Below are 9861 nucleotides of genomic sequence, written 5' to 3' on the forward strand. Positions count from 1 at the left end.
GCTGCTGACGATCGAGGAGAACCTGCTGCTTCCCCTCGAGCTGAACGGCGTGACCGCGGCCGCGGGCCTGGCGAGGGCGCGCGGATTGCTCGAGCGGGTGGGCCTCGGCGGGCGCGGCGGCAGCCTGCCGGACCGCCTGTCCGGCGGCGAGCAGCAGCGGGTGGCCATCGCGCGCGCGCTCGTCCACGATCCGGCGCTGATCCTCGCCGACGAGCCGACCGGCACGCTCGACGCGGAGACCGCGACCGCGGTGCTGGCGCTCCTCGACGGCCTCGCGCGTGAGGCGGGCAAGACCGTCGTCATGGTGACGCACAGCCGCGAGGTGGTTGGTGTCGCCGACCGGATCTTCTCGGTCCAGCGCGGCGGCCTGGTCGCGCAGTCGACCGGGGCCGGCCCGTCGGAGCGGGGCGGCGGGTGAAGCGGCAGCTCGTCCGGATCGCGCTCCGACATCTCGGGCGCCACCCGTGGCAGGTCGGGCTGGCGGTGCTCGGCATCGCGCTGGGCGTGGCCGTCGCGGTCTCGATCGACCTCGCCAACCAGAGCGCGCGGCGGGCCTTCTCGCTGGCTACCGAGGCGGTCACCGGCCGCGCGACCCACCAGATCGTCGGCGGCCCGTCGGGGCTGCCGGACGATCTCTATCGCGCGCTGAAGGTCGATCTCGGAGCGCGCCTCGCCGCGCCGGTCCTGTCCGGTGACGTGGCCGCCGCCGACCGGCCCGGACGCACGTTCACCGTGCTCGGGATCGACCCCTTCTCGGAGGCCCCGTTCCGGCCGTACCTGGGCGAGGAGCGAGGCGCGGTCACGTCGGGCGCGCCGGGCGAGGCCACCGGCGAGCGCCGCCCGCCGCCGCCGCGCGATCGCCTCTCCACGGTGGCCGCCCTGGTCACGCGGCCGGGCGCGGTCCTGATCGCGCGAGGCACCGCGCGCGATCTGGGCCTCGCGGTGGGCGACCGGCTGGCGGTGCGCGCGGCCGGCGTTCCCCGCGAGCTGACGGTGGTGGGGCTGCTCGACCCCGGGGACCCGGCGAGCGCCCGCGCCCTCGACGGTCTGCTCGTCACCGACATCGCCAGCGCCCAGGCGATCTTCGGCGCGCCGGGACGGCTCGCGCGGATCGACCTGATCGTGGCCGACGACGCGGCCGGGCGCGCGCTGCTCGACCGCATCAGGCGCGCCCTGCCGCCGGGCGCGGAGGTCGTCGCCTCGGGCGTGCGCGCGGGCTCCACCGCGCAGATGATCCGCGCGTTCCAGTGGAACCTCACCGCGCTCTCGCTGCTCGCGCTGGTGGTCGGCATGTTCCTCATCTACCAGACCATGACCTTCTCGGTGGTGCAGCGGCGGCCGCTGATCGGCTCGCTCCGCGCCATCGGCGTGACGCGGGCCGAGATCTTCGCCCTCGTGATGGGCGAGGCCGCGCTGATCGGCGTGGTGGGCACGGTCGCGGGGCTCGCGCTCGGCTGGGCACTGGCCCGCGGGCTGCTCGGCCTCGTGACGCGCACCATCAACGATCTCTACTTCGTGCTCTCGGTGCGCGACGTCACCCTGGAGCCGCTGGCCCTCGCCAAGGGCGTGCTCCTCGGCGTCGGCGCCACCCTCGCGGCCGCGCTGGCGCCCGCGCTGGAGGCGACCGGCGCGCCGCCGCGCGTGGTGATGAGCCGGGGCGCGCTCGAGACGGGGGCGCGGCGGCTGGTTCCGCGGGTGACCGGGGTCGGCGTCGGCCTGCTCGCGGTCGGCGCCATCATCCTGGCCCTGCCCGGCGGCATCGTGAGCGGCTTCGCCGGCCTGTTCGTGTTGATGGTGGGCTGTGCGCTCGTGGCGCCGGCCTCGGCGCTCGGGCTGCTGCGGCTCCTGGACCCGGCCACGTCCGCCGCCTTCGGCATCCTCGGCCGCCTCGCCACCCGCGGCATCGTGGCCGCGCTGTCTCGCACCTCGGTGGCGATCGCCGCGCTGATGATCGCGGTCTCGGCGGCCATCGGCGTCGGGATCATGATCGCGAGCTTCCGCGAAGCGGTGGTGGGCTGGCTCGAGGGCACGCTGCGCGCCGATATCTACGTCTCGGCGCCGAGCCTGGTGGGCAACCGCCCGGACGCGACGCTCGATCCCGCGCTGGTGAGCCGTCTCGGGGCCACGCCCGGGGTGGCCCGCGTGGGCACGTCGCGCGGCGTGGTCGTGCCCGGCCCCGGCGGGCCCGTCCAGGTGGTGGCCCTCGACGTCGATCCGGCCCGGCCGCCGCGCTGGCGATTCCGCGACGGGAGCGCGGCGGCGGTGTGGGCCGACGACGGCGACACCGTGATCGTCTCGGAGCCCTACGCCAATCGACGGGGCGCGCGCGTCGGCCAGGCGGTCCGCCTGCGCACCGACCGCGGCGAGCGCGACTTTCCGGTGGGCGGCGTCTTCTACGACTACGGCTCGAGCGCGGGCGTGGTCGTGATGAGCCGCCGCACCTACGACCGCTTCTGGGACGATCGCCGCGTCTCGGGCGTCGCCATCGAGGCCGCGCCCGGCGTCGATCTCCCGCGCTTGATGGCCGCGCTCCGCGAGCGCGCGGGTGGCGGGCAGGAGGTCGTGGTCCGCTCCAACCGCGCCCTGCGCGAAGCCTCGCTCGAGATCTTCGATCGCACCTTCGCCATCACCTCCGTGCTGCGCACGCTCACGGTGGCGGTGGCCTTCATCGGCATGCTCGCCGCGTTGCTGGCGCTGCAGCTCGAGCGGGCGCGCGAGATCGCGGTGCTCCGCACGCTCGGGCTGACGCCGCGCCAGGTGTGGGGGCTCGTCACCGCCGAGACCGGGCTGATGGGGCTGCTGGCGGGCGTGCTCGCGGTGCCGGGCGGGCTTCTGCTGGCCGGCATCCTCGTGTTCGTGGTCAACCGCCGCTCGTTCGGCTGGACGATGCCGATCGATCCCTCGCCCGCGATCCTCCTCCAGGGCGTGGCCCTGTCCGTGCTGGCCGCGGTGCTGGCCGGCCTCTATCCGGCGTGGCGGATGGCGCGCGCGCTGCCGGCCGACGCGCTCCGCGATGAGTAGGCGGGCGCGGGCGGCCGTCGCCCTCGCGGCCATCGGGCTCGCGGTGGGCGCGATGGTGCTCGTGCGCCGGCCCGGCGGCGATGGCGCCGCGGAGCGGGGCGTCCAGGCGGCCCTGGCGGTGAGCGAGGCGCTCGCCCCCGCCGACTCCGCCGGATTCGCGCGCGCGACCGCGCCGCGGCCGTTCTCGTTCCCCGCCGACCACGGGCCACATCCCGAGTTCCGCACCGAGTGGTGGTACTACACCGGCAACCTGGAGACCGCGACGGGCCGCCACTTCGGGTTTCAGCTCACGTTCTTCCGCACCGCGCTGGCGCCGCCCGCGGCGTCCGCCGGCGAGACCGCATCCGCCTGGTCGACGCGTCAGCTCTACCTGGCCCACTTCGCGCTCACCGACACCGCGGGTCGCCGCTTTCACGCGTGGAGCCGGCTCGACCGGGAAGCGCTCGGCCTGGCCGGGGCGCGCTCCGTGCCGTTCCGGGTCTGGCTCGGCGACTGGTCGGCCGAGAGCGAGGCCGCGGCCGGCCTGCCGGTGCGCCTCCGTGCCGCGGAGGGCGACGCGGCGATCGATCTGATGCTGGCCGCCGAGAAGCCCGTGGTGCTCCAGGGCGACCGCGGCCTGAGCCGGAAAGGCCCCGAGCCGGGCAACGCGTCCTACTACTACTCGCTGCCCCGGATGAGCGCCCGCGGCACGGTGCGCGTGCAGGACGAGCCGCTGGCGGTGACCGGCCTCGCTTGGATGGACCGCGAGTGGAGCACCAGCGGGCTCGGCCCCGACCTGGTGGGCTGGGACTGGCTGGCGCTGCAGCTGGACGACGGGCGCGACGTCATGATCTACCGTCTGCGCCGCCGCGACGGCTCGATCGACGCGCACAGCGCGGGCGCGCTGATCGCCGCCGACGGGGCTACCCGCCCGCTCGCGGGCGGCGACGTCACGCTCGATCCGCTCGATCACTGGACGAGCCCGCGGAGCCGGGTCCGCTACCCGAGCCGGTGGCGTCTCACGGTGCCGGGCGCCGCGCTGACCCTCGAGATCGTGCCGCGGCTGGCCGATCAGGAGCTGATCGTGGGCACGCGCTACTGGGAGGGCGCGGTGCGCGTCGACGGCATCGCGGACGGCCGCCCGATCGCCGGCCGCGGCTATGTCGAGCTGGTGGGCTATGGCGAGTGATGCAGCGCTCGCGGCCGGTGCATGAGCCAGGCGAGGTGGATCGTGACGCTGGCCGCCGTGCTGGCGGCGAGTGCCCTGCTGGGAGGCTGCGGGCTCTCGTCGGCGCCCTACAACGGCCGGCTGTCGTGCAACGGGGCCGGGGGAACCTACACCTCCGACGGACGGTGCGTGGCCGGAGGCGCCTGACGGGAGCACCAGGAGGCTAGGTCCTGACGGCAACCCCGGCGGGCGATCGGGTCAGCCGCCGCCGCGCGGCCTCGGCGAGGCTGCCGTAGATGCCGGCGGGCAGGAAGATGATGAAGATCATCAGCAGCAGGCCGTAGATGGTCTCCGCGATGCCGATGAAGTGGATGCCGAAGTAGATGCGCAGGTACTCGCTGAGCGCGATGGTGAGCGCGGTGCCCACGAAGGGGCCGAGCAGCGAGTACATCCCGCCCAGCACCACCGCGAACACGATGCGCAGCGACACCCCGATGCCGGAGAGCGTGTCCGGATTGGCGTAGGCCAGGTAGAGCGCGAGCAGGGTGCCGCCCAGCGCGGTCAGGGCGGCGGAGAGCGCGGTGATGGCCATCTTGAAGCGGGTGACCCGGATGCCGACCGAGGCGGCCGCGGTCTCGTCCTCGCCGATGGCCTCCATCGCGGAGCGGGCCATGCTGCGGTCCACGCGCCACCACACCCAGAGGCCGAAGAGCCAGGCGACCAGCCCCACGTAGTAGAAGACGCGCTTGTCCGCGAACTGCAGCGTCCACCAGCCGGAGGCGGTGCCGCCCGTCTTCAGCGTGACGCCGAGCGAGCCGCCGGTCCAGTCGCGCTCGGCCACGATGAGCAGGCGGATCACCTCGCCGACCGCCAGGGTGACGAGGGCGAAGTAGTGGCCGACCACCTGGAAGCGCGAGCACGGATACGCCACCACCAGGGCCAGGATGACCGTGATGACGATGGCGAGCGCGCCGCCGATCCAGGGGGTCATGCCGTAGAAGTTCCAGAAGAGCACGGTGGCGTAGGCGCCGACACCGAGGAAGGCCCCGTGGCCGAGGGAGACCAGCCCGAAGCGCCCCATGAGCGACCACGCGTTGCCCACGAACGACCACAGGAAGATCTGGATGATGACGTGCCAGATGTACTCCTGCGCCGCGCCCAGCGGCAGCACCGGCACGAGGGCCAGCGCCACCAGCGCGAGCAGCCCGACGACGCGCAGCGGGGTCATGCGCGGCGGGCGAAGATGCCGCCGGGGCGGATGAACATCAGCACGATGAAGATCACGAACGCGATGACGTAGCCCATCTCGGTCGAGACGATCACGCCGCCCACCGAGATCACCTGCGCCATGATGAAGGCGGCGACGAAGGCGCCCACCATGTTGCCGAGCCCGCCCAGCACGCAGATCATGAAGGTGAGCGGACCGAAGGCGGCGCCGAAGTAGGGATGGACCGCGTACTGGATGATGAGCAGCGCGCCGGCCACCCCGGCCATCGCTCCGCCCACCGCCGAGGTCACCAGATAGAGCCGCTGGGGCCGCGCTCCCATCAGGGCGATCGCCTCGCGGTCCTGGCTCACCGCGCGGATCGCGGTGCCGGTGTAGGTGCGGGTGAGGAAGAAGTACAGCGCGATCATGGCCGCGATGGCCAGCCCGAAGGCGAGCAGGCGGGTGAACGAGATGAAGATGCCGCCCACCTCGAGGGTGGGCATGCTCACCCGGATCGAGCGGTGGTCGGTGCTCCAGAAGAGCGTGGCCGCCGACTGGATGAAGAACAGCAGCCCGCCGGTGGCGAGGAGCTGGTTGATCGGCGGGCTCGCCAGGATGGGCGTGATGATCAGCAGGTGCACCAGCGCGCCGAGCACCGCCCCGACCGCGATCGAGCCGAGGCCGGCGAGCCAGAGCGGCCAGCCGTAGGCGGTCACCAGGAAGTACACCGCGTACATGCAGAGGGCGACGAGGTCGACGTAGGCGATCCACACGATGTCGATGACGCCGAAGATCAGGTTGAGGCCGAGGGCCAGCAGGGCCAGCACGCCGCCCAGCAGGATCCCGTTGACCACCGCCTCGAGGATGAAGATCGGGTCGATCATGGCTCAGAGTCCCACGTAGGCCTGGCGCACGAAGTCCTGCTCGGCCAGGTCGGCGGCCCGGCCCTCCACCTTGATGCGGCCGACCTCCAGAAGGTATGCGCGGTCAACGAGCTTCAGGACCTGCCGCACGTTCTGCTCGACGACCAAGATCGTGTAGCCCTCCTCGCGCACCCGGCGGATCAACTCGAAGAGGCGCAGCACCATGACCGGCGCCAGGCCCATCGACGGCTCGTCGAAGAGGATCAGCTTCGGGCGCGACATGAGGGCGCGGCCCACCGCGAGCATCTGCTGCTCGCCGCCCGAGAGGCTGCCCGCCCGCTGCGCCTGCCGCTCGGCCAGCACCGGGAAGAGCGTGTACACCCGCTCGAGGCTCTCGCGGAAGTGCGAGCGGGCCGACGGCAGGAACGCGCCCATCTTCAAGTTCTCCGCGACGGTGAGCTGGGGGAAGAGACGCCGTCCCTCCGGGACGTGCGCGATGCCGTGGGCCACGATGTCGTAGGCGGGGCGGCCGGCCAGGTCGGCGCCCTCGAAGGTGATGCGGCCGGCGCGCGGCGCGATGAGCCCGGAGATGGCGCGGAGCAGCGTGGTCTTGCCGGCGCCGTTGGGGCCCACCACCGCGACCGCCTCCCCGATGGCGACGCGCAGGCTCACGTCCCACAGCGCGGTGAAGGCGCCGTAGCCGGCGGTGATCTGGCTCAGCTCGAGCATCGCGTCCTCCGCATCATCCCAGCACGACCTTCTCGCCGAGATAGGCCTCGATCACCTGGGGGTTCTCCGCGACTTCCCGGGGATGGCCCTCGGCGATCTTCTCGCCGTGATCGAGGACCACCAGGCGGTCCACCACGCGCAGGAGCGTCGCCATGATGTGCTCGACCCACACGATGGTCACGCCCAGCTCTCCGCGGATGCGGCGGAGCATCTCGGCCGCGTCGTGCATCTCGGTGGGATCGAGGCCGCCCAGGCTCTCGTCGGCGAGGAGCAGGGTGGGGCCGGTGGCGAGCGCGCGGGCCAGCTCGAGCTTCTTGAGCCCGCCCGCCCCGAGGAGCGACGTGGACGCGGAGGGATCGGCGGGCAGGCCCACCAGGGCCAGCACCTCCTGGGCGCGCTGCCGCGCCTCCGCCTCGGTGCTGCGCCGGGCCGACCCGAAGTGGGCGGCCACCGCCACGTTCTCGAGGATCGAGAGCTTGCGGAAGGGGCGCGGGATCTGGAACGTGCGCGCCAGCCCGCGATGGCAGATCGCGTCGGGCGTGGTGCCCGCGATCTCGTCGTCCTTGAACCGGATCGAGCCGGCGGTCGGCGCGAGCGCGCCCGAGATGCAGTTGAAGCAGGTGGTCTTCCCCGATCCATTGGGCCCGATGAGGCCGAGGATCTCGCCCGGCTTCACCTCGAAGGAGACCGCGTTGAGCGCGGTGAAGCCGCCGAACTGCTTGGTGAGCCGGGTGACGGTGAGCACGGAGAGCGCCGCGAGGTGAGGACCGTCAGCCGGCCCTCACCTCGCGATCTGGATCAGCGGGCCGCCCAGGGAGACCCGGCGGGCAGGAGAACCGGTGGATTCGGGGTGGCGATGATTTCGGGCCACACGTGGCGGAACTGGCCGTCCACGATCTGGTAGACCGCGGCGATCGCGCGCTCGTTCTGGCCGCGCATGGGATTGCCCTCGCCCGCGAACTTCACGCCGTAGCCCTGCATGGTGCCGCCCGCCGGGATGTCGGTCTCGCGGGCTGCCGCGGCGAGCGCCTCCGCGGTGAAGCCGCCGTGCTTCTGGATGGCGCGCGGCAGCACGTCGTTGAGCAGGATCCACATGTTGTTGAAGCCCATCGAGACGTGCGGCGCGATGTTGTTGACCGGGATGTCGGGCTCGAAGGCCTTGTAGCGCTTCACCATCTCCTGGGTCATCGCGGCCACGCCCGGCTTGAGCTTGCTCGCATCGATCAGCTGGGAGGCCGGCGGATCGGAGGTGTGGAAGCCCTCCGCGTCCTTGCCGAAAGCCTCCTTCAGCTTGGCGAGCTGGCTGTGGCCGGCGCCGTGGCCGACATAGACCCGCACCCGAAGCCCCTGCTCCTTGGCCTGGTTCAGGAACAGGTTGATGTCCGGGTTGTAGCCGGTGTGGAACAGCACGTCGGGCCGCGCGGCCCGCAGCTTGGTCACCAGGGAGGAGAGATCGGCGGCCTGGATCGAGTAGCCCTCCTTCAGCACCACCTGCATGCCGAGCTTCTTGGCCTCGGACTCGTTGGACGCGGCCACCCCCGCGCCGTAGGGGCCGTCCTCGTGGATGATGGCGGCGCGGATGTCCTTGACCGGCTTCTTCAGCTTGTCCTGCGCGTAGTGGGCGACGTAGTCCACGGTGCCGGTGCCGAAGAGGGTACCGTTGGGCTGGGGCCGGAAGGTGTACTGGAGGTTGCGGTCCTTCACCACCGCGTCCGCGATGGCGGTGGTGATCCAGAGGAACTTCTTCTGCTTGTCGACGCGCTCGGCGATCGGCACCGCGTGGGCGCTCGAGTAGATGCCGGCCAGGATGTCGACCTTCTCGACATTGAGCAGCCGCTCGGCCTCGTTGATCGCCACGTCGGCCTTGGACTGGCTGTCGCCGTCCACCTGGACGATCTTGTACTTGCCGAGCACGCCGCCCTTCTCGTTGACGTAGTCGATGATCATCTTGGCCCCGCGCCAGCAGTTGAGCGAGCCGGCGGCCGAGAAGGGCCCGGAGTGATCGTAGAGGGTGCCGATCTTGATGGTCTGGGCCTGGGCGCGGGCCGGCGCCGCCGAGCCAGCGAGCAGCGCGAGCGCGCCGAGCACGGCCAGGACCGACAGCATGCGTGGAGACTTCATGGTCTGCCTCCTCGGGTGATTGTCCTGCTCAAGGGCTGCCCCGATCGCGGGGCGAGAAAAAAAGTGGCCAACCGTAGCATGCCGGCCCGCGGCGGGTCAAACACTCGGTCAAACGCCGAGGGGCCGGCGGCCGCTCAGGCATCGCGGCGGGCGAGGACGAGCCGCTCGAGGTCGAGGCGGCGCTCCGGTGACCGGGCCGGCGCGCCCTCGGTCAGCACCGTGAAGCGGCCGGCGAGGGCGCTCGCGATGTCCTCGCGCGAGACCGGAAAGGGCGGCCCGTCCCGGCCCTCGCGGACCGGATAGAAGCAGGCGAGGAGCAGGCCGGCCGGCTTCAAGATCGCATGGAGCACGTCGGCGTACTCTGCGCGGCGGCCCGGGTCGATGGCGCAGAAGCACGTGTACTCCCAGACGCCGTCGAAGGCCTCGCGGTGGTCGCGGGCCAGGGTGAAGACGTCGCGCTGCTCGACGGCCAGGTCGACACCGTCGGCCGCGGCGAGGCGGCGCGCCTCGGCGACGGCGGCTTCCGCGAAGTCGAAGGCGGTGACGCGGTAGCCTCGGCGGGCGAGGAGCCGGGCATCGTGGCCTCTCCCGCATCCGGGCACCGCGACGCGTGGCGCAGGGTTCAGGGCGCGACGGTTGTCCGCCGACTGGGGGAGTGCGGGGGCCATGTCTGGGCCCCCGCAGATGAACGTGCCGCCGGCGTCGAGCCAGGCTTCGAGAGCCGGCGACGGTCCGCCCAGCTCCCAGCCGTCCTGGCCCTCGGCGTAGAGGCC

At 72.6% G+C, this 9861-nt stretch carries 10 protein-coding genes; 4 read left to right on the forward strand and 6 right to left on the reverse strand.

Annotated features, from left to right (window positions below):
- The 4 genes from VKN16_26865 to VKN16_26880 all read left to right on the forward strand — a co-directional run.
- Positions 1-418, forward strand: a 418-nt coding sequence (locus tag VKN16_26865; protein HME97841.1) for an ATP-binding cassette domain-containing protein, incomplete at its 5' end; no start/stop codon positions are given.
- The gene (locus tag VKN16_26870; protein ID HME97842.1) at positions 415-3021 is read left to right on the forward strand and encodes an FtsX-like permease family protein; all 2607 of its coding nucleotides are present in this window, start codon (positions 415-417) and stop codon (positions 3019-3021) included. The genes VKN16_26865 and VKN16_26870, both read left to right, overlap by 4 nt.
- On the forward strand, positions 3014-4189 hold the full coding sequence (locus VKN16_26875; protein ID HME97843.1) for a lipocalin-like domain-containing protein: 1176 nt from the start codon (positions 3014-3016) through the stop codon (positions 4187-4189). Before VKN16_26870 ends, VKN16_26875 begins: the two co-directional genes overlap by 8 nt.
- Before the next feature lie 21 nt (positions 4190-4210).
- Positions 4211-4375, forward strand: coding sequence for a hypothetical protein (locus VKN16_26880; GenBank protein HME97844.1), 165 nt, complete (start codon positions 4211-4213; stop codon positions 4373-4375).
- Between the two features lie 16 nt (positions 4376-4391).
- Here the strand turns inward: VKN16_26880 and VKN16_26885 are convergent, their stop codons facing one another.
- The 6 genes from VKN16_26885 to VKN16_26910 form a co-directional block, all read right to left on the reverse strand.
- On the reverse strand, positions 4392-5396 hold the full coding sequence (locus tag VKN16_26885) for a branched-chain amino acid ABC transporter permease (GenBank protein ID HME97845.1): 1005 nt from the start codon (positions 5394-5396) through the stop codon (positions 4392-4394).
- Entirely contained in the window at positions 5393-6259 is an 867-nt protein-coding gene (locus VKN16_26890) for a branched-chain amino acid ABC transporter permease (protein HME97846.1), read from the reverse strand. Before VKN16_26890 ends, VKN16_26885 begins: the two co-directional genes overlap by 4 nt.
- Positions 6260-6262: 3 nt before the next feature.
- Positions 6263-6967 carry an ABC transporter ATP-binding protein gene (locus VKN16_26895; GenBank protein HME97847.1) on the reverse strand — a complete coding sequence of 235 codons (705 nt, stop codon included), beginning with the start codon at positions 6965-6967 and terminating at the stop codon, positions 6263-6265.
- A 13-nt stretch (positions 6968-6980) separates the two neighbouring features.
- Positions 6981-7712: an ABC transporter ATP-binding protein gene (locus VKN16_26900; GenBank protein ID HME97848.1), complete on the reverse strand. Its 732-nt coding sequence runs from the start codon at positions 7710-7712 to the stop codon at positions 6981-6983.
- Positions 7713-7765: 53 nt separating this feature from the next.
- Positions 7766-9088: an ABC transporter substrate-binding protein gene (locus VKN16_26905; protein HME97849.1), complete on the reverse strand. Its 1323-nt coding sequence runs from the start codon at positions 9086-9088 to the stop codon at positions 7766-7768.
- A gap of 134 nt (positions 9089-9222) precedes the next feature.
- A partial coding sequence (locus VKN16_26910; GenBank protein HME97850.1) for a methyltransferase domain-containing protein occupies positions 9223-9861 on the reverse strand: 639 nt, incomplete at its 5' end.

The organism is Candidatus Methylomirabilota bacterium (genome assembly GCA_035315345.1).
Lineage (GTDB): Bacteria > Methylomirabilota > Methylomirabilia > Rokubacteriales > CSP1-6 > CAMLFJ01.